11 protein-coding genes are annotated in these 20895 nt (G+C 47.9%); all 11 read left to right on the forward strand.

Annotation, left to right across the window (positions count from 1 at the left end; genetic code table 11):
• The first annotated feature begins 55 nt into the window (after window positions 1-55).
• The 11 genes from NSQ91_RS07860 to NSQ91_RS07910 all read left to right on the forward strand — a co-directional run bounded on the left by NSQ91_RS07860 (window position 56) and on the right by NSQ91_RS07910 (window position 20874).
• Complete coding sequence (locus tag NSQ91_RS07860; protein ID WP_340917257.1) at window positions 56-1777, forward strand: sensor histidine kinase; 1722 nt, start codon at window positions 56-58, stop codon at window positions 1775-1777.
• Window positions 1777-3360 carry a response regulator transcription factor gene (locus tag NSQ91_RS07865; RefSeq protein ID WP_076303810.1) on the forward strand — a complete coding sequence of 528 codons (1584 nt, stop codon included), beginning with the start codon at window positions 1777-1779 and terminating at the stop codon, window positions 3358-3360. Before NSQ91_RS07860 ends, NSQ91_RS07865 begins: the two co-directional genes overlap by 1 nt.
• Window positions 3361-3529: 169 nt before the next feature.
• On the forward strand, window positions 3530-4450 hold the full coding sequence (locus NSQ91_RS07870; protein WP_076303811.1) for a carbohydrate ABC transporter permease: 921 nt from the start codon (window positions 3530-3532) through the stop codon (window positions 4448-4450).
• 22 nt (window positions 4451-4472) lie between these two features.
• On the forward strand, window positions 4473-5309 hold the full coding sequence (locus tag NSQ91_RS07875) for a carbohydrate ABC transporter permease (protein WP_036675652.1): 837 nt from the start codon (window positions 4473-4475) through the stop codon (window positions 5307-5309).
• A 141-nt stretch (window positions 5310-5450) separates the two neighbouring features.
• Window positions 5451-6848 carry an ABC transporter substrate-binding protein gene (locus NSQ91_RS07880; RefSeq protein WP_076303812.1) on the forward strand — a complete coding sequence of 466 codons (1398 nt, stop codon included), beginning with the start codon at window positions 5451-5453 and terminating at the stop codon, window positions 6846-6848.
• Between the two features lie 115 nt (window positions 6849-6963).
• Complete coding sequence (locus NSQ91_RS07885; RefSeq protein ID WP_256716473.1) at window positions 6964-8238, forward strand: alpha-L-fucosidase; 1275 nt, start codon at window positions 6964-6966, stop codon at window positions 8236-8238.
• 25 nt (window positions 8239-8263) lie between these two features.
• Window positions 8264-10096, forward strand: a complete 1833-nt coding sequence (locus NSQ91_RS07890) for a glycoside hydrolase family 35 protein (protein ID WP_076279770.1) — start codon at window positions 8264-8266, stop codon at window positions 10094-10096.
• A 41-nt stretch (window positions 10097-10137) separates the two neighbouring features.
• The gene (locus tag NSQ91_RS07895) at window positions 10138-18105 is read left to right on the forward strand and encodes a polysaccharide lyase family 8 super-sandwich domain-containing protein (protein WP_340917264.1); all 7968 of its coding nucleotides are present in this window, start codon (window positions 10138-10140) and stop codon (window positions 18103-18105) included.
• 162 nt (window positions 18106-18267) lie between these two features.
• Window positions 18268-18975 carry a DUF421 domain-containing protein gene (locus NSQ91_RS07900; RefSeq protein WP_076184726.1) on the forward strand — a complete coding sequence of 236 codons (708 nt, stop codon included), beginning with the start codon at window positions 18268-18270 and terminating at the stop codon, window positions 18973-18975.
• Between the two features lie 108 nt (window positions 18976-19083).
• Window positions 19084-20580: an alpha-N-arabinofuranosidase gene (locus NSQ91_RS07905; protein WP_076104908.1), complete on the forward strand. Its 1497-nt coding sequence runs from the start codon at window positions 19084-19086 to the stop codon at window positions 20578-20580.
• A 12-nt stretch (window positions 20581-20592) separates the two neighbouring features.
• Window positions 20593-20874: a DUF6171 family protein gene (locus tag NSQ91_RS07910; RefSeq protein ID WP_076100542.1), complete on the forward strand. Its 282-nt coding sequence runs from the start codon at window positions 20593-20595 to the stop codon at window positions 20872-20874.
• Window positions 20875-20895: the final 21 nt, after the last annotated feature.

The following is a 20895-nucleotide window of genomic DNA, read 5'->3' on the forward strand; positions in this document are numbered from 1 at the left end:
GGACAACGGGCTGATAGAATAAAAGAAAAGAGCATGAGAGAGGCGCGGAGAAAACATGTTCAAATTCACTTACTATAGACGTATCCAGGTTTCATTTCTTTTGCTGATTTTTATCCCGCTGATTGCAGTATCGATCATCTCCTTCGTGCTCATCCGGGATACGATGGTAGAGAAGCTGCAGCTCAGCAACGATAACTTCCTGAACGTTATGATTGACGAACTAAACAAAACTATTGATGATGTGACGTTCGCTTCCCATTTTATTGTAAACGATACCAATTTCCGCGCTAATCTGAAGTCATTTGCGGATACTGAGCGGCTAAATAGCTATCAGGATTACGTACATTTTACGCAAATTCAAGATGTGTTTTCGCTCATTAACTCTAAGCCGTTGAATAATAATATTCGCATGTATTTGGTCAACCGGAAACACTTTGTGATCTCCTCTGGGACGGAGAATTTATCTGTAATCAATGCTAACCTGGACAAGCTGATGAGCCGTGTCAATATCCACGAACCGGAGATCTTGCAATGGCTTGGGATGGCTGACAGCGGTTCCGGTAAAAGCAGCAGCTATTATATTGCCAGAGTAATCTATGACAGCCGGGAGAAACGGCAGGTGTCCGTGCTGCTTATCTCAATTCCTGAATCCTATTTCAATAAATTGCTCGGACCCGTCGAATTTGGCAAGGTTGCATTATTTGATTCTGGAGGAGGCTTGATCGCTGGGAACTCAGAATTGGCTCCAGAAGGCAAGGAAGCGAGAGGAAGCGTTCGTACAGCCAGAGCTATCGACAAATCCAATTGGCAGCTGATCTATGAAGCTTCGGAGAAAGAATGGTCGGGCCAGATCTCGCGGACGTTTTATAGTGGCATTGGCTTGGTACTCCTCTTATTTATTGTCTTTTCGGCTACCTCCATGCTGATTGCCAAAAGATTGCATAGTCCGATCATGAAGCTGCAGCGCGTTGTGCGCCAGTTCGGGATGGGGAATCTTGATGTCAGGCTGGAGGTCAAGGGCAAGGATGAAATCGCTGAGCTGGGGCAGACGTTGAATACTATGCTGGACCAGCTGCAAGGACTGATTCACGACATCGAGCTGGAGCAGGAACAGAAGCGGGTGATGGAGCTGGAGGCGCTGTTTATGCAGATTCGCCCCCATTTTTTGATCAATACGTTGAATTCGATTAAATGTAGCCTTATTTTGGCCAAAGATAAGCTGCATAGCGGGATCATCGATTCATTAATGAGTCTGCTCCGGGCTTATTTGAAGGTCAATGAACCGGCTACCTTGCAGGAAGAATGCAAACTGCTTGGTCATTATATCGATATTATGAAGATCCGTAACGAAATCCCTCTTGAACTGGAGGTCGATCTGGAAAAGGATACAGAGAAGCTCATTGTCCCTAAGCTAATTTTGCAGCCCCTTGTAGAAAATGCAATCGTCCACGGATTGGTTGACCACCCGGCACCGCGTATTGTCGTTCGCTCGCGAACGGTCCCTGATGGGATCATGATTGAAGTTGAAGATAATGGCTGCGGTGCAGGGGCTGAAGTTCTGGCGGGCCTGAACCGCAGGTTACTGTATAAGGACGATGAACAGGATGAAGCTTATCAAAGGGTCGGGTTAATGAACGTGGTTCAAAGGCTGAGGCTGACCTATGGTCAGGATACCCGCTTGTCGCTGCATAATCTGCCGCAGGGTGGGGTGTCCGTTTCTCTGTATTTGCCGCAAGGCAATCATCAGGTTAATCTGTCAGAGAGAGAGGGATATTGATGTATAAAGTGATGCTCATAGACGATGATGTTCCTATGCTCAAAGTGCTTCAGCAGATGATTGACTGGGAGGCACATAGCTTGCAGATTGTCGGCAGCACCTATTCCAGTGCCAAGGCGTTATTAATGTTTGAGGAAGTGCAGCCTGACATTGTGATCACGGATATTGGTTTGCCGCAAAAGAACGGGATTGAGCTAGCCGATTGCTTCACCCGCATGAAGCCGGAGGTCAGAATTATTTTCCTGACCTGTCATGAGGATTTCCATTATGCTCAGCAAGCGGTAAAGCTGAAAGTGGATGATTATTTAATCAAGGACCAGCTTACAGAAGAGCAACTGGAGAAAAGCCTTGCCAAGTCCGTACACTTGCTTAAGTCGAAGATCGGGTTGATCAGCCATGGGGAGACAGGCTACAACAGCCAGCTCTTCCGGCAGAACCTGCTGCAAAGGGTGATTGGCGGTGCTCCGCCTGAAACCACACTGGCCTATGCGGCGCAAATCGGCATATCCTGGACGTATCCGTGGTTTATGCTGGGCACGGTCAGTATTCATTTTTCCAGTTTCGACAAGCGATACAAGCAGAGTGAGTATCCACTTATTCTATATGCTATTTACAATATAGCCTTGGAATTGTCCGAAACGTGTGAAGGGGTTACGCCTTTCTTGGAGCAAAAGAATATTGTGATTTTATATAATTACCGTGTGAATCTGGCGCAGAATGCCAGTCTTCATTTTCACGATTATTTACAGCGGCTGTGTTCTGAATGCTCCCATCTTCTTAAGATTCAACCGGGCATTATTGCCGTCACAGAGAAAATGGAGCTACAGACGATTGGCCAGATCCATCGGCAGATTGTTCAGGACAAATGCGAGTTCTATGCAAGTGCGGATTACACGGTTCTGGATACTTTGCAAATCGCTTCTCCACGTTTCCAGCCTGCTCCCCAAGGATTTCTGGACAGCTATATCCCGCAGATGGAACGGGCCGTGATTAAAAAAGACCTTGAAGCCATCCGTGGCACTCTACAGGAAATCGCTAGGACTGCAAAAGCAATGTCTATTCATCCTGGCGATTTCGCCCGGGATTTATCCTTTATGCTCCGCGGCATCGAGTTAATGTTTACGAGCCTGATGTTCGATGAGGATCTGTTCGTCTATCTCGTGCAGACCCGCACACTTGAAGATACGATGGAACTGGTGGAGAGAAAGCTTGTACAGATTACAGGCAGCAAGCAGCAGGTGGCAGGAACTTCTCCGCAGGAGCCCAAGCTGCAGCTTATCCAGCAGTATATCGACCAGCATCTAGGCGATAATATCACTTCAATTGATATGGCACGTTATCTGTTTCTGGATCCAAGCTATTTTTCGCGTTATTTCAAGCGCATGACTGGCCTGACCTTTACGGACTATGTGCATCAGCACAAGATGAAGGTCGCTACCAAAATGCTGAAAATCTCCAGCCAGAACCTGGAGTCGCTGGCCGTCGGCCTGGGATATTCGGACAGAACCTATTTTTCAAAGGTGTTCAAAAAATATGTAGGAACAACGCCAAGCGAATATAAATCCAAACATTCGGTACGCTGAGAAGCACAATTGTTAATGATATGAACAGACGCGCCGCCCCTTTAGGGCGGTTTTTTGTTGTCGGCGGACAAAGGTCAAAATCTTGCACATTCCGGGTCATAATCACTCCTTCTTGCGGAAGGCGGATGTATTACTATAATGACAAATCAAATTGTCGAGGTGATACAACGTGGAGGCTGCAAAACAACCTGTGCCAAAAATTCTGCAAGAGAAGCGGAAATTCTGGACTCCGCAACGGAAAGAGGCTTTAACCGGGTGGCTGTTTTTGGCACCGGAAATTGTCGGGATGCTTTTTCTTAATGTATTTGCGCTTGGATTCTCACTTTATTTGAGCTTCTCGAAATGGGATCTATTGTCGGGAGTCAAAGGAATCGAGTTCATCGGATTGGATAACTATATCAAAATGTTCCATGATCCGAGTATCATTCAAGCTTTGAAGAACAATGCTTTTTATATGATTATGACCGTGCCGATACCGATTGCGATTGCGCTGGTGCTCGCGGCATTGATTCAAAACAGTGTGTTCCTCAAAAATTATTTTAAAGTGGCTTTCTTTATTCCTTATATTTCTTCGATTATTGCGATAGCTGCCGTATGGAGTGCATTGTTCCATCCGTCTCTTGGACCGATCAATCAGTTGCTGATGGAGTTTGGAATTTCCAGCCCTCCGAAATGGCTAGTTGATCCAAAGACCTCACTGTTATCCATTGCTATTATCAGTTCTTGGGCGAGTCTTGGCTACACCATAATTATCTATATGGCTGGCTTGACGAATATTTCCGATGAAATCTACGAAGCCGCCGAAATAGATGGCGCCAGCGCGTTGAAAAAATTCTTTGCCATCACAGTTCCGATGCTGCGTCCGACCACATTTTTCCTGCTTATTACCATGCTGATTGGCTCGTTTAAGGTGTTCGACATCATCGCCTTTTTGACCGAAGGCGGCCCGAATAATTCTTCTACCGTGCTTGTGTTCAGGATCTATGAGGAAGGGTTCAAATACTACAACATGGGCTACGCTTCTGCAATTTCCTGGCTGCTATTCGCTGTCATCGGCTTGATTACCGCAGCCACTTGGAAAATGAAATGAAGAATAAAGGGGGGAGATTAACATGCAACTGATTAGAAAAAATATGTCCAGAGTGATCACTACCTGCATCATGGGGGCTTTGTCCATTGTATTTCTTATCCCGCTGATCTGGATGATTTCCGCAGCCTTCAAATATGAAAAAGATGTAATGCGCTTCCCGATCCAATGGATTCCCGAGAAGATCAATGTAGCGTATAATTTCAAGATGGTTTGGATGGGACGGGTACCTTTCTCCCATTTCTATTTAAACTCCTTTAAAGTTGCGATTATTACAACCTGCATCACACTGATCATTTCATCTATGTCGGCGTATGCCTTGACCAAAATCAAGTTTAAAGGACGGAATATGGTCTTTCTGGCGCTGCTGTCATTCATGATTATTCCTGACCAGGCCACGCTGATTCCGCGTTTTCTGCTGATTCGTTGGTTCGGCCTCTATGATACTCATGCTGCTATCGTATTAATGAGTATGTTCTCCATCTACTTCACGTTCTTGCTGCGGCAATTTATGATTGGTATCAGCGACGAATATATTGAAGCGGCGCGAATTGATGGTGCAGGCCATTTGCGGATATTCTGGTCTATCATTGTTCCGCTCTGCAAGCCGGTGCTCGCTACCGTGGCGATCATTAAATTTATCTGGACCTGGAATGACTACCAGAATCCGCTGATCTTCTTGCTAAACAAGAATCTGTACACTATCCCACTCGGTATGACACTGTTCCGGGATGATTATTCGAACAACTATGCGATTATGATGACGGCAGCCGTTTCGGCGATCATCCCATTGGTCATCGTGTTCATTGCCCTGCAAAAGCAAGTCATTAACGGAATCTCCTTGGGGGGCGTAAAGGGCTGACTTGCGGGTATGCAAAAGAGGGTAAAAGTCAAAAATGTGATCCTACTACAGCAAAATTGTGCACTTGGCTTGTACAGCGGGTGCCTATAATAAGAAATGAACAAGGCACTATACTTAAATTTCAGTGCGGGGGGAAGTAAAATGAAAACAAAGGGCAAAAAAAGATTATCCGTTGTACTAGGCTCCATGCTGGCGGTTTCCTTAACGTTAAGCGCCTGTGGAAATTCCGGAAATTCAGAGAAGAATGGCGGTGCTGAAGCCAGTACGAATGCCGGGAACACCAAGGTGGACAAGCAAGTCGCCATCAAATATTACAACTGGGACAATGAAGCCCAATCAGCAGGCACGGATGCCATGCTGCAGGAATTTATGGATCAGAACCCAAATATCAAGGTAGAGCATGTGACACTCGTTCCCGGTGATTCTGTGGAGATGCTGAAGAAACTCGACTTCCTGATTTCATCCGGCGAAGCGATTGACGTTGTTCAGGTACCAAGCCTTGGAGGCGTACTTGAACGGGCGACCCGGGGAGCGCTTGCCCCGCTGAACGAATTCTATGAGAAGGATAACCTCGTTCCTGAGGATGAATATTATGTGAATGCTAAGGTAGACAGCAACTATTATGGGATGCAATATACCAAGAGCAGCAACTATGTAATGCTGAACAAAGATGCACTGGATGAAGCTGGGCTGCCTGTACCTACTTTTGGCTGGACATGGGATGACTATCGCGACTATGCCAAAAAACTGACCAAAGGTGAAGGCGTAGACAAACGTTACGGCACATACTTCCACACCTGGGAGTTGTATATGAACGCACCGGCCCAAACGATGATGAAAGATCCATTCGTGTATGATGACGGGACGACCATTTTCGCGGATCCAACCTATAAATACTTCTTCCAGCTGCGCAAAGATATGGAGTCTGCTGATAAATCTGCGAAAACTTATGCAGACGCTTTAGCGGCTAAGCTCAATTACCGCACGGAATTCTTTAATGAAGAAGCCGCTATGATTCTGGCTGGTAACTGGACGATCGCTGATCCGGGCAATACAGAGCAGTATCCGCATGATTTCAAGACAGCTTTTGCTCCGGTACCGGTGCCTCCGGCAGGATCGGAACCGAAAGAATACGAGGGCAAATACTTCACCAGCGGCAATATGCTGGCGATGGGCGCTACTTCGAAGAACAAAGAGGCGTCTTTCCAACTGATGAGATTTATGTCAACGGCTGTTAGTGATAACAGACTGGAATTCTCCGGTTATAAAAAAGCGGATAATGAAGCCTTGCTGACCAAACTGGTAGCTGGCAAAGAGGATATGTATGATATGGATTCACTCAAATATACACTCTTTGACAGTGCAATCCAGTTCCTTGATGGTGCGCAGGTGATGACGACGGCAACGTCCGAATTGACCAAAATAATCGATGACGGCTTCAGCAGATTTATGCTTGGAAATGAATCGATTGATAAGGTGCAGCAATGGATGGTTGATGAAGCAACAAAAATTATCAACGAAAAAGGTGTCATCAAATAAACAGGGAATAAGCAAGTATCACAAGTTGTGGACGAGGCTTTGGAAGGTCATCAACTGGCTTTCCAAAGCCTTATTTATATATTGGGTCTACACAAACATATGGGAGAGTGTAGCAATGATGGAAAGCAGATTTTCACAGAACAAGCCGGAAGAGAAATTGGCGCTGCCTTCTAGGGAACAGCTGGAGTGGCAGGACCTGGAGCTGGGGATGTTTTGCCATTTTGGCATCAATACGTTTTGCGATCAGGAGTGGGGAGAAGGCAATGATTCACCTGCGGTCTTCAATCCGCTTCATTTGGATGCCCACCAATGGGTTAGTACAGCCAAAGAAGCTGGATTCCGTTATTTTATACTGACAGCTAAACATCATGATGGCTTCTGCTTGTGGCCGACTGCGACAAGTACTTATTCTGTGGCTTCTAGCCCATGGAAAGAAGGGCGAGGCGATGTCGTCAAGGAATGCGCGGAGGCTTGCCGTGAACTTGGAGTTGGCTTCGGCATTTATTTGTCTCCGTGGGACAGACATGAGCCCTGTTATGCAGATCCGCAAGCGTACGATGATTTCTATGCCCTGCAATTGCAGGAATTGCTTACGGGCTATGGTCCGCTTACGGAAATTTGGTTCGACGGCGCAGGGTCGGAGGGCCGCAATTACGATTGGCAGCGGATTATGGATCTGATCAAGCGCCATCAGCCAGGCGCCATGGTGTTTAATATGGGGGCACCAACGATCCGCTGGGTTGGCAATGAGGATGGCGTTGCTCCTTATCCATGCTGGAACACTGCGAATTCTGCGCGGGGTAGCATGTTCAGTGAAGCTTCATTGAACTGGCTTCCCGGAACGCCGAGCTGGGTGCCTGCGGAATGCGATGTGCCCATCCGTAAAGACCGCTGGTTCTGGCATCCTGAGGAGGAGCATCTGCTGCTGTCTCTGGAGCAGCTAATGGATATTTATTATCGTTCGGTTGGACATGGGGCAACTTTGCTGCTCAATGTAGCCCCTGACAAACGCGGGCTGTTTCCGGAGGCTGATGTGCAGCGGCTGCTGGAATTCGGCAAGGAGATAAGACGCAGATTTGACAAGGCTCTGGCGGTAACCGCAGGTACTGGAGATATTGTTGAACTGGAATTGCCAGCAGCTACTGTGATTGATCATGTCGAGATTATGGAGGATATCGCTTACGGCGAAAGAGTAGAAGGATATATGCTGGAAGCGTACAGCAACGGAGCGTGGCTGGAGTTGAAGCGTGGCAGTTCGATTGGCCATAAGAAAATCGATGCCTTCCCTCCGGTTGTCGCAGAGAAAATCCGCTTACGGGTGTCAGAAGCTGCCGTAAGCCCCAAGATCAGACGGCTTGCCGTCTACCACTGCGGGGAATCGTTAGAATAAATATTAATAAAGGAGGTTGTCGATAATGAGCCTGCTCACCTGGAACGACGGACACTATTTGCTGGACGGACAGCCTTATCGTATCGTATCGGGAGCCATTCATTATTTTCGGGTTGTGCCTGAATATTGGAAAGACCGGCTGCTGAAATTGAAAGCCTGCGGATTCAATACCGTGGAGACCTACATCGCCTGGAATATACATGAACCTAAAGAAGGGGAGTTCGTATTTGATGGCATGGCCGATGTGGTATCTTTTATCGAGCTGGCTGGGGAGCTTGGGCTTCATGTTATTGTCAGACCGAGTCCATTCATCTGTGCGGAGTGGGAGTTCGGAGGCCTGCCGGGCTGGTTGCTAGCTTACGGGGAACTCCAGCTTCGCTGCTGTGACCCTCTTTATTTAAGCAAGGTAGACCGTTATTACGATGAGCTAATTCCTCTGCTGGTTCCGCTGCTCTCCACACATGGCGGACCAATTCTGGCCGTTCAGGTAGAAAATGAATATGGCAGCTATGGTAATGACAGTGGCTACCTGGGCTATATGCGTGATGGACTGGTCAGCAGAGGGATCGATGTGCTGCTCTTTACTTCCGACGGGCCAACCGATGAGATGTTGCTCGGCGGAACACTGGAGGATGTGCATGCGACAGTCAATTTCGGCTCCAGTACAGAGGAATCCTTCCGCAAATATCGGGAATACCGCTCTGAAGAGCCGCTTATGGTGATGGAATACTGGAACGGCTGGTTTGATCACTGGATGGAGGATCATCATGTACGCGATGCCGGGGATGTAGCAGGTGTTCTGGATGAGATCCTGACCCAGGGCTCCTCATTTAATATGTACATGTTCCATGGTGGAACTAATTTTGGTTTCTATAATGGTGCGAATCATATCGTCACCTACGAGCCGACGACTACAAGCTATGACTATGATGCCCCGCTCACGGAATGGGGAGATACGACGGCGAAATTTGAAGCTGTCCGGTCGGTACTCAGCAACCATGGATTTGCCCCGACTTGTCCATTCCCTGAGCCGATTCCGAAGATTTCTTACGGGAAAGTCGCTTTGACGGAAAGAGCGGAACTATTCACGGCTTCCAATCTGGAGAAGTTATCAGAGACGGTGAACAGCGTGTGTGTACAGCCGATGGAGAAGCTCGGACAATCCTATGGTTTTATATTGTACAGCACTTATGTGAAAGGGCCGCGCTCTAGACAGAAGCTTTACATCGAGGGCGTGCGCGATCGGGCGCAGGTCTTCCTGGATGGACAGGTGCTTGGGGTGATTGAGCGCTGGAATCCGCTGCCACTGGAACTTTCCATCCCCGCTGGGGGAGCACAGCTGGATATCCTCGTCGAGAACATGGGACGAATCAATTACGGGCCGCTCATTCGCGATCCGAAAGGGATTCTGGACGGGGTTCGGATTGATAACCAGCTGCAATATAACTGGACGATTCGTACTTTGCCGTTGGAACAGGAACAGCTGGCTTCACTAGCGTACAAGAAGCACCCGGTGGAGAAGCAGCAAGCTGCGACCCTTTCGGGTCTGCCCGGATTCTACCGGGGCAGCTTCGAGGCGGAGGAGATTGGCGATACCTTTCTACGATTCGATGGATGGAATAAAGGGGTCGCCTGGATTAACGGATTTAATCTGGGCCGTTACTGGAACGTTGGACCGCAGCGGGCGCTATATATCCCTGGTCCACTCTTGCGCAAGGGGAGCAATGAGCTGGTTCTTTTGGAGCTGCATGGTTGTGCGGAGACTTGCGAGATTGAGCTTGTGAACCTTCCTGATCTGGGAAGAACTTCGGCCGTCGATGACGCCGTGTTGAATTTTGTGCAGGATGATAACTTGTAGATGCCTTTAGCTTTAACCAATTCTAAGATTGGGGTGAACAAATGCGTAAACCAAGTCTATTTTTAGTATTAGTTCTCATTGTTGATCTTTTTTCTTCCTGTGGGGGAGTTCTTTATCCCTCGCATAGCAGGGCATCTGCGGCTGCATCAAATCTTATGCTTAACGGAAGCTTTGAGAATACAACGACAGCCCTTGACTCAACCTGGACAGGGGTTACAGACGCTGCTCCGGTGGGCTGGAGCTTATGGGTCCCTACAGGTAGCGGGAAAGGCACGAATAAAACAGCGAATATCAAGATAGACGCTGGCACTGCGCATGAAGGAACCCGGTCCATGCTGTTCGATGCCTTTGCCACAAGCAGGATTTCCATCAATCAGGGGGTAACTTCGGTTATCCCCGGTAAATCCTACAGGCTTAAAGTCTGGCTAAAGACGGACAACGTCACTGGACAGGGAGCCTACTTTAGAACACAGTATTACAATACTGCCAAAGTGGGAGATGGACCTTCCTCTCCCAAAATAACAGGCACACAGGACTGGAGTATGCAGCAAGTACTTCTAACTATGCCGGCTAACGCGACGAAGCTAGTCATCGAGCCTTTTTTGGAGACTGGAAAAGGAAAGCTATGGATAGATGATATCGCATTGGAGGAATATGCGGGTCTTACAGGAATTGTGCTAGACCGTACGGCCTTTTCTATGGTCAAAGGGGACACGGTTGCACTTCTGCCGACTTTATCCCCTATAACGGCGGTGGATAAAACGGTAGTGTGGACTTCGAGCAATCCAGAAGCTGCGACTGTGGACGCACTTGGTAATGTAATGGGTACGGGGATCAGTTCTTCGACCATCAAGATCGCCACACCGGATGGTAGCCTTGCAGCTGAATGTCTGGTTACTGTCGAAGCTCCCGACACGATACAGGCCTACAATAAACTGAGGCTGAAATGGTACGACCGATTAAGTGGTGGTCAATACGATGGGAGTGATCCTGATATAGCTGCTAGTATTAGCGCTCAGGCTGCATCGGCTGCTGTACTTTGGGAGAGTATGGATAAATCCTCCGGCCGCACCTCTTTGTGGAGTGATACCGCGAGCACTACAGATTCGCAGTTTATTACAAGCGCTTACAATCGCTTGAAGACTATGGCATTGGCCTATTCTGTGGAGGGATCGGAGCTTTACGGCAACAGCGTTTTGGCGAATGATATTGTAAGCGCAATCAATTGGATGTATACAAACCGCTATAATCCGAGCAAAAGCGCTTATGGGAACTGGTGGGACTGGGAGATTGGCACGCCGCAGATTGTGAATGATCTTATGGTGCTCATGTATGACCATCTAACACCGCAGCAAATCAATCAGTATCTTGCGGCTATTGATGCCTTCTGTCCAGACCCCAAAGTAGGGTCGGTGCTTGGCGTTAAAGGCACGAAGATGACGGGAGCAAATCTACTAGATAAAGCACTTGTGGTCACGGTAAGAGGTGTGATTGGCAACAACAGTGCAAAGATCATTCAGGGCCGTGATTCCATTGGCTCCGAGTATGTGTACACGACCCATGGTGACGGTGTGTATAAGGATGGTTCCCTCGTTCAGCATAATAATATTGCCTATACGGGAGGATATGGTTCGGTCTGGCTCAAAGGGACGGCGGACATGTCTTATCTGCTGACCGATTCTCCATGGCCAATAACGGACCCGAATGTTCTGAATATTTACGAATGGGTGGCTCAGACTTACGAGCCGGTGATCTACAACGGTCAATTTATGGATTCGGTAAATGGCAGAGGTATATCTAGAAAAGGAAGCGGCAGCGCAAGAGGGTTGATTGTCACCTTGCTGCGGATGGCTGAAACTGCTCCGGAGAATATTGCAGTATCCATAAAGCAAGCGGCGAAGGAATGGATTTCAGCGAATATGACATCCGGCAATTATTATGAAGGGTTGTCGCTTGCCGATATAACGATTGTGAAAAAGCTGATGAATGACGGAAAGATCAATCCAAGAGGAGCTCTCATTAAGAATCAGGTATTCGCCGGCATGGACCGGGTGGTTCATCTACGCGAAGGTTACGGCTTCGGCTTGAGTCTGTTCTCGAATCGTATCTCGGCGTTTGAGAAAGGGAACAACGTGAACCTGAAAGGATGGTATACGGGGATTGGGATGACCTATTTATACAATCAGGATCTGACCCAATACCGGAATGACTTCTGGCCTACCGTCAATTCCTACCGCTTGTCTGGCACGACAACGGATGGATCGGGGCAGGGGATGGTGCCTGTGGAATGGAAAAGTTACATGAATCCGAAAACCTGGGTGGGTGGATCGTCGCTGGAAGGCCTATACGGTGCAGCAGGTATGGATTTCTCACTCTCCCAAGTGACCGGTAGCGATTTGCAAGGCAAGAAATCCTGGTTTATGTTCGATGATGAGATTGTGGCGCTTGGTTCGGGAATTTCTAAATCAACTGCCGGCCCGCAGTCTGTTGAGACGATTATCGATAACCGGATGCTTAACGAAGTGGGAAACAACAAACTTCTAATCAACGGAGCTGTAGAACCGTCACAGTCCGGATGGTCAGCGACGTTAAAGAACGTTCAATGGGCCCATCTGGAGGGTAATGTGCCAGGTGCCGACGTGGGCTACTATTTCCCTGAAGCTCCAAGTATACTGGCGCAACGTGAAGCCAGAACCGGCAGTTGGAAAGAGATTAATGCCACTCAATCCGATGTTCCCATTACACGCAACTATTTAAGCCTGGCAGTTGAGCATGGAGATACGCCTACGAATGGCTCATACTCCTATGTTCTGTTGCCTAATCGTGACATTTCAGGTACTGAGGATTACAGTGGCAACCCGGATATCGAAGTGCTGCGCAATACAGAGGATGTGCATGCGGTCAGAGAGAAGAAGCTGGGCATAACCGCCGCTAATTTCTGGAATCCAGGAACAGTAGATTCCATCAAGGCACTCAATCCAGCTTCCGTGATGATTCGGCAGATCGATCAGGAGCTTGTCGTTTCGGTGTCTGATCCTACTCAGTCGCAAAACCTATTGTCCCTGGAACTGGATATACCGGGGTTGACACTGCTCAGCAAAGATAGCAAGACGGATGTAGTGCAAGCTTCGGGAAATACAGTTATAACGGTGGATGTGAAGAATTCTATAGGAGCAACGCATGTATTGAAATTTAATATTACTGAAGGAGAGACTCCAAAAGACGAATATGACGAGCTTCGTGGAAGATGGGTGGAGTATTTGACCGGAGGGCAATCCTTCGACCCGAATAACCCGGACATTGCCAAGTCTATAAAGACTTTATCCGATAAGATCAGTAATCAGGAGCGAACTGGATTCTGGGATACGATGAACAAGCAAATGAACCGTACTTATTTATGGAGCGATAAGCCGGGCAGCACAGCGGATGCTTTTGATACGGCAGCCTCTTATAACCGGTTGAAGGATATGGCTATTGCCTTTTCGACATCCGGCTCACCATTGTACGAGAATATGCAGTTGAAATCAGATATTCTGGATGGTTTAGATTTCTTATACGCGAATTGGTATAACGAAACTAAACTGGAGAAAGGCAATTGGTTCGAATGGGAGATCGGCATTCCGCTTGCATTGGGAGATACGATGGCCTTAATGTTCGAGTATTTGTCAGCCGATCAGATTACCAAATATACCAAAGCCATTGATAAATTCTGCCCGGACCCAACCAAACGGACCAATCAACCCTCGTTGATGGAAACCGGCGCGAATCGGCTGGATAAAGCACTGGCAGTGGTCTTGAGGGGCATTCATAATCGTGACAGTGCGAAGATCAAACAAGGGCGGGATGCGGTTAGCCAAGTATTACCCTATGTGACCCGCGGAGACGGATTTTATGAGGACGGCTCCTTTATCCAGCATAATAATATTGCTTATACCGGCAGTTATGGGGCTGTATTGCTTGGCGATATGATGAAAATGATGACTTTGCTGACAGGGTCCTCTTGGCCGCTGACTGATAACAATATGAAGAATTTATACAACTGGGTAACGGATTCTTATGAACCTCTTGTCTACAGAAAATTAATGATGGATATGGTGTTCGGTAGATCGATAGCCCGGGGAAACCGGCAGCTCGTGCCTTGGTCGCATATTTTGCGGCTGGCTTCTTCCGCGCCACCGGAGCAAGCGGCTCGATTTAAATCGATGGTGAAGTATTGGTTCGAAGCCGATACGGTAGTAGAAAGTTATTACGACGGTCTAAGAGTAGCCGATATTGTTCTGCTCCAGACGCTTATGGACGATCCAGAGGTGCAGCCATCAGGAGACCTTACTGTGCATAAGCAGTTTTCGGCTATGGACCGGATTGTCCACCATCGGCCTGGATATGCCTTTGGGATCAGCATGTCTTCGGCCCGAATTGCCAACTATGAAGCGGGCACAGAGAATCTGAAGGGCTGGTATACAGGCGAAGGCATGACCTATCTGTATAATCAGGATCTGGATCAATATGCAGATGCATTCTGGCCGACCGTGAACGCTTATCGTCTGCCTGGGGTTACATCGGATGGGGCGAGTCGCGGTGCAGCCAAGACTACATCTAAAACATGGGTGGGAGGATCATCCATAGACGGGCTTTATGGAGCGGCCGGCATGGATCTGGATCCGGATAACAGCACATTGTCCGGTAAAAAGTCCTGGTTCATGTTCGATGATGAAATCGTAGCACTTGGGGCAGGCATTACAAGCACGGATAACCGCAAGGTGGAGACCATCGTAGATAACCGTAAGCTCAAGGCGAGCGGAGACAATGTACTTACGGTCAACGGAGAGGCCAAGCCATCCGCGCTGGGTTGGTCTGAGTCAATGAATCAGGTGCATTGGGCACATCTGGAAGGCAATGTTCCCGGCTCGGGAATCGGTTATTATTTCCCTGATGCCCCAACGATAGACGGTCTGCGTGAGTCTCGGACTGGCGCATGGAAGGATATTAATCAAGGGGGATCAACGGAGCCGATTACGAGAAATTATGCCAGCCTGTCGATTGCTCAGGGAACGAATCCGGTGAATCAATCGTATTCGTATGTGCTTCTGCCGAATCAGGATGAAACGGCGACAGCGCGCTACAGTAGTAGTCCTGACATCGAAATTATAGCCAACACGGATAGTGTGCAAGCCGTCAAGGAACAGAAGCTGGGACTTACGGCTATGAACTTCTGGGTACCGGGAATGATCGAATCCGTGCGCGCCAATCATCCAGCCTCCATTATTATCAAGGAGTCTGGAGATGAACTGACGATAGCCATTTCGGATCCGACACAGTCTCAATCTGTGGTGAATGTGGATGTCGGCAGAATCGCGCTGGAAGAGCTGATGAAAGATCCAACCGTAACGGTACTGCAGACCTCGCCGAGGATTGAACTCGCAATTCATACCAGCGGGTCCAAAGGAAAAAGCCATGTTGTCAAGTTCAGAATTGATCCGAATGCCGAACCTTCTGAGCCTTCCGATTCGGAACCAGACGAAGCGGCAATAACGAAGCTGTATGTTTCTGAAGATGCGTATGTCAATGGAGGATCGAAAGCTGCAGTCAATTATAGTTCGGTCAATTACTTGCAGATCAGAAATGGCAGCGGGGACACAGACAGAAGGGTTTATCTAAAATTCGATCTGAGTCCATTTCTCGGTGAAGTCGGTTCTGTGAAGCTGAATGTGTTCGGAAAGACAAATGACGGGGCAGGCACTTTGTCCGATATCGGTGTATTTGGAGTCCAAGATGATGATTGGACGGAGGCAACGCTAAATTACAATAATGCTCCAAAAATCGGTACTCAAGCTGCGCTGCAGACTTTTTCCGGACCGGAGCAGTGGCGGCAGTTCGATATTACCTCATGGGTTGGCACGGAGTTCCCTTCCGATCCGGTGATAAGTCTGGCTCTTAGGCAGGTAGGCTATAATCTCGCCACAGACATAAGAAGCCGTAAGAATGAGAATGGCAAATATGCCGCGTATCTGGAAATTTTGCCGAAAGATACAACACCTCCAGTCACGAAGGCTACCATACTTGGAGAAACAGGAGAAGGGGGCGCATATAAGGGCAAAGTCAATATCACTTTTGATGTCACCGACCAATCCAATGGGGGAGCTGTCGGCTGGGGAGTCAAGCGGACAGAATACCGGCTCAATGGTGGTTCATGGAGTACGGTTACTCAGAGCGTATATATCGAGAACCCCGGAACCTTCGGGATCGATTATCGTTCGGTGGATAAGGCTGGAAATGTAGAGCCTTTCCGACAGCTTCAGGTGACAGTCATGGAGCCTACAGAAAGAGTCTCAACGGCAATTAGCGGCCCGGAAAGCCTGGCTGTCGGGGAGAACGGAACGGCGGTTACTTCGGTAGTGTACAGCGATGGCAGCCGTTATATAGTAACCGAAGGTATAGTCTATGAGAGCAGCGATCCTAACGTCGCAAGTATAGGCAAAGATGGCCATATTGAAGCTAAAGGACCGGGCGTTTCGGTTATTTCATCCGTATATGACAACATGACCGCTTCCTATTTATTAAAGGTGTATGGACAACTGCCGGAGCTCGTCTCTATTTCGTTAAGCGGTCCGACATCCTTGGAAATAGGGCAGAGCGGTAAGGTGGTCACAACGGCGGTATATAGTGATGATAGCCACCTTACGGTAACCGAGGGTGTGATCTACGAGAGCAGTAACAGGAAGGTAGCCACAGTAACGGCAACGGGGCAGCTGCAAGCACTTGATCCGGGCATGACTGTGATTACTGCAAGTTACGGAGGACGGCAGAGCAGTCTGAGGCTTCAGATTCTACAAGCGGAAGAGACTACTTCAACTGTTCCGAGTCCGCAACCACAAGTGCCTTCCGTACCGGAGGTAACGGCGGGGCGGCTGCAACTAAACGCAGCTTCGTTGAACGATCTTTCGGAAGCCATTGTCTACGAGGGTAAATTGAGAATGCTAGTATTGCCGGGGATGGCAGCAGACATGCTCAAACAGAAGCCGCTTCGGGTAGAGGCTTCTAACTTTAATCTGACCCTTCCGGCAGCGGTGCTTCAACAATTGCGGGGTTTGATTCCTGCGGAGCAATTGGCCGGCAGCCAGATCTTTCTGGAGGCTTCTGAGGTGAATGGGGAAGCGGCGCAGAGAATACTAGCTAGCGCAGAGAAGAAATCTGGTGCAGTGCTAAACCAGGCAGGAGAGTTCCTTCTCTTTAACCTGTATATTGTTGCTGGTGACGGTACAAGAAGCATACTTCCCCAATTTGTTGAGCCCGTTACATTAGAGCTTAACGCCTACCCTGAGGCCAAAAGGAATTTGCTCGGCGGCTATTATTTTCCGGATTCCGGAAATATAGAGTATGCGGGCGGTTCCTGGCTGAAGGGCAAGGTGGCTCTGCGCACCGAACACTTAGGCACATATGCCGTGCTGGAATACAACAAATCGTATGACGATGTTCCTTCTGGACATTGGGCGGCGGCGGTTGTACAAGAGCTAACGGCCAAACATCTGATTCAAGGAGTCGGACTTCGGAATTTCGAGCCGAACCGCTCTCTGACCCGTGCAGAATTTACAGCTATGCTGATCCGCTTGCTAGGACTTGAAGGGAAATCATCTACAGCATTTGCGGATGTATCTGCGGATGAGTGGTATGCGGAGGAAGTGGCGCAGGCTGTAGAGGCGGGGATAGTCCATGGAGTGAGTGAGACTCGCTTCTCTCCAGAAGCCCCTATTTCCCGCCAAGAGATGGCGGTCATGGTGATGCGAGCCTACGAATATGTCAGCGGGAAAAAGGTGGAACCGAAGCCTGTAATCCAATTCGGTGACTTGCGTGCGGCTGCCTCATGGGCCCGTGAATCGATCATTGCTGCCCAAGCCCTTGGACTTATTCAGGGTCGAAGTGACCAGCGATTCGCTCCGGGAGGCTCAGCAACTCGAGCTGAGAGTGCAATGGTTCTATACAATCTTTTAGCAATTAAGATTGAAAAGTAAGAATTTGAAGCCAGGGCTTTGGGAAGGTTCAGTAGAACCATTCCAGAGCCCTTTTGGCGTTTAGAGAAATCGGCAGGTTTGGATGGGCAGAGCTTTCGTTGAGGTTTCATTTCTACTCGGTTTGTGAATAATGGAGGATTGAATAGGAAGGGAGCATTAGAGATGCAGGTGTATATGGACATTGTGCTTAGGGCCTTTGTTGCTATGATCATGCTTTTGCTGATCGCCAAAATATTGGGAAAACAAACGTTATCTAACTTGACCTTCCACGATTTCGTGACGGGTATTATATTGGGCTCAATAGCCGCGAACTTGGCGTTTAATAAACAGCTGCATTCTTCCTACATGATCCTGGCGCTTATAGTCGTTACCGTTACATCTTTTTTACTATCTATCATCGCTTTAAAAAGTCGTAAAATGAGAAGCTGGATTTCAGGTTCACCCACTGTACTTATTGAGGATGGGAAAATTCTTGAGCAAAATATGAAAAAGGTAAGGTATTCGTTGGATTCTTTGGATCAGGCCTTGAGAGAAAAGGAAATTTTTAATCTAGAGGTAGTAGAATACGCTGTGCTGGAAGATAACGGAATGGTGTCTGTATTAAAGAAACAAGAGTACCAATATGTTACCCGAAAAGATCTAAAGCTGTTGTCCGTTCCTCAGAGCTTTCCCGTTGAATTGATTATGGATGGAATAGTGCTTGCAGATAATCTTAAGGATAATGGCCTGACCCAAGAGTGGCTGGAGAACGAGTTAAGGCGTAAGGGAAAACAAATTTCTGATGTGTTTTACGGGGTAAGAGGAACGCAGCAGCAGCTGATTTTTGACTATTATGAAGACGGGATAAAGAAACCTATTGATAAAGAATAGCTTTTGTTCATATTGGAGATTGACGGATACCTAAGCAGCGTCTTATAATGTTTATATAATTATTAATTAGTTAATAAAAATATAAACGTTGAGAGGCGGTATTTAACCATGGCAGAACGTGCGATCCTTAATACTGACATTCGCAAAGGGACGATTAACAGAAATATTTACGGACATTTTTCTGAGCATCTTGGCCGTTGCATTTATGAAGGGATTTGGGTTGGAGAAGATTCAACTATTCCTAACACCAACGGTATTCGTAATGATGTCGTGAAAGCGCTTAAGGAAATTAAAATTCCTGTACTACGCTGGCCAGGCGGCTGTTTCGCGGATGAATATCACTGGAAAGATGGTATCGGAGCCCGTGAAGGTCGTAAACGTATGATTAACACTCACTGGGGCGGAACGGTTGAGAACAACCATTTTGGTACGCATGAATTCATGGAATTATGTGAGATGCTGGAATGTGAGCCTTACATTAACGGTAATGTGGGCAGTGGTACCGTTCAAGAGATGTCCGAATGGGTGGAGTATTTAACCTTTGGAGGCGTATCTCCAATGTCCGAGCTTCGCCAGCAGAATGGTCATCAAGAGCCTTGGGCTGTGACTTATTTTGGCGTGGGGAATGAGAACTGGGGCTGCGGCGGGAATATGCGTCCAGAATATTATGCAGATCTTTATCGCCAATATCAGACGTATGTACGAAATTACGGGGACAATCGTATTCACCGGATTGCTTGTGGTCCTAACGTGGATGATTATCACTGGATGGAGGTTCTGATGCGTGAGGCAACACGCTTTATGGACTCGATTACCCTGCATTATTATACAATTCCTGGTCCAGCATGGGAGAATAAAGGTGCAGCTACAGGCTTTGAAACGAGTGAATGGTTTAGTACATTAGAGAAAGCCCTTCGCATGGATGAGCTGATCACCAGACATGGCGTTATTATGGATAAATATGATCCGGATAAAAGAGTAGGTCTTATCGTAGATGAGTGGGGAACTTGGTATGATGTAGAGCCGGGGACGAATCCAGGATTCCTGTATCAACAAAATTCAATTCGGGATGCTCTTGTAGCAGGCGTGACCTTGAATATTTTCCATAAACATAGTGACCGGGTACGGATGGCAAATATTGCGCAGACGATTAACGTACTTCAGGCAGTTATATTGACCGAAGGGGAAAAGATGGTGCTGACCCCAACGTATCATGTATTTAATATGTTTAAAGTCCATCAGGATGCGGAGTTGCTGGATTTAGCACTGGAAAGTGGCACTTACAGCTTTGAAGGCCGTGAGATTCCTGAAGTATCTGCTTCGGCTTCCGTAACTGCTTCTGGAATCATCCATGTCAGTCTTTGCAACTTGAACCATGCTGCTTCTGCTGCTGTTCCACTTGAGCTTCGTGGTCTTTCCGGGAAGAAGGTTGAAGTGACAGGCACAACACTTGCCGGTGATAAAATTGATGCTCACAATACCTTCAGCCAACCGGAGGCGGTAGTGCCGCAAGCCTTCACTGCCTTCACTCTGGAGGGCGATCTTCTTAATGTTGAACTGCCTCCAATGTCAGTAACTGTGCTGGAGATTACGCCGAAGGCTTAAGGTGGTGTTACCATGTCAACAACATCAACATGCAAGGGATGCAGAGAGGATTATAAAGTTACGCCAACGCAGATTAATCGGATCTTGTCTTCTTCCATGTTTAAGCCAGAGTTTTGTGTTCCGGATGAAGTTTACGCTGAACGGGTTGCCCTTTGTGGGACTTGCCCTAAGCTGCACGAAGGGGTAACTTGCGTCGCTTGCGGCTGCATCATCCCCGTAGTAGCCAAGCTTAAGGAACGTAGTTGTCCATTGCCGGGGGGTGGCTTGTGGGGTCCCTTTATCGAAAAGAATTAAGCTAAAATAAGAGCCGCATTC

Origin of the sequence: Paenibacillus sp. FSL R7-0048 (assembly GCF_038004505.1) — a bacterium.
Classification (GTDB): Bacteria; Bacillota; Bacilli; order Paenibacillales; family Paenibacillaceae; genus Paenibacillus_AQ; species Paenibacillus_AQ odorifer.

What these genes read in the sequence shown, in the direction of transcription:
- NSQ91_RS07865 (WP_076303810.1), top strand. Translation starts at nt 1,777, where the DNA reads ATGTATAAAGTGATGCTCATAGACGATGATGTTCCTATGCTCAAAGTG.
- NSQ91_RS07905 (WP_076104908.1), top strand. Translation starts at nt 19,084, where the DNA reads ATGGCAGAACGTGCGATCCTTAATACTGACATTCGCAAAGGGACGATT.
- NSQ91_RS07910 (WP_076100542.1), top strand. Translation starts at nt 20,593, where the DNA reads ATGTCAACAACATCAACATGCAAGGGATGCAGAGAGGATTATAAAGTT.
- NSQ91_RS07890 (WP_076279770.1), top strand. Translation starts at nt 8,264, where the DNA reads ATGAGCCTGCTCACCTGGAACGACGGACACTATTTGCTGGACGGACAG.
- NSQ91_RS07900 (WP_076184726.1), top strand. Translation starts at nt 18,268, where the DNA reads ATGCAGGTGTATATGGACATTGTGCTTAGGGCCTTTGTTGCTATGATC.
- NSQ91_RS07860 (WP_340917257.1), top strand. Translation starts at nt 56, where the DNA reads ATGTTCAAATTCACTTACTATAGACGTATCCAGGTTTCATTTCTTTTG.
- NSQ91_RS07880 (WP_076303812.1), top strand. Translation starts at nt 5,451, where the DNA reads ATGAAAACAAAGGGCAAAAAAAGATTATCCGTTGTACTAGGCTCCATG.
- NSQ91_RS07895 (WP_340917264.1), top strand. Translation starts at nt 10,138, where the DNA reads ATGCGTAAACCAAGTCTATTTTTAGTATTAGTTCTCATTGTTGATCTT.
- NSQ91_RS07885 (WP_256716473.1), top strand. Translation starts at nt 6,964, where the DNA reads ATGATGGAAAGCAGATTTTCACAGAACAAGCCGGAAGAGAAATTGGCG.
- NSQ91_RS07875 (WP_036675652.1), top strand. Translation starts at nt 4,473, where the DNA reads ATGCAACTGATTAGAAAAAATATGTCCAGAGTGATCACTACCTGCATC.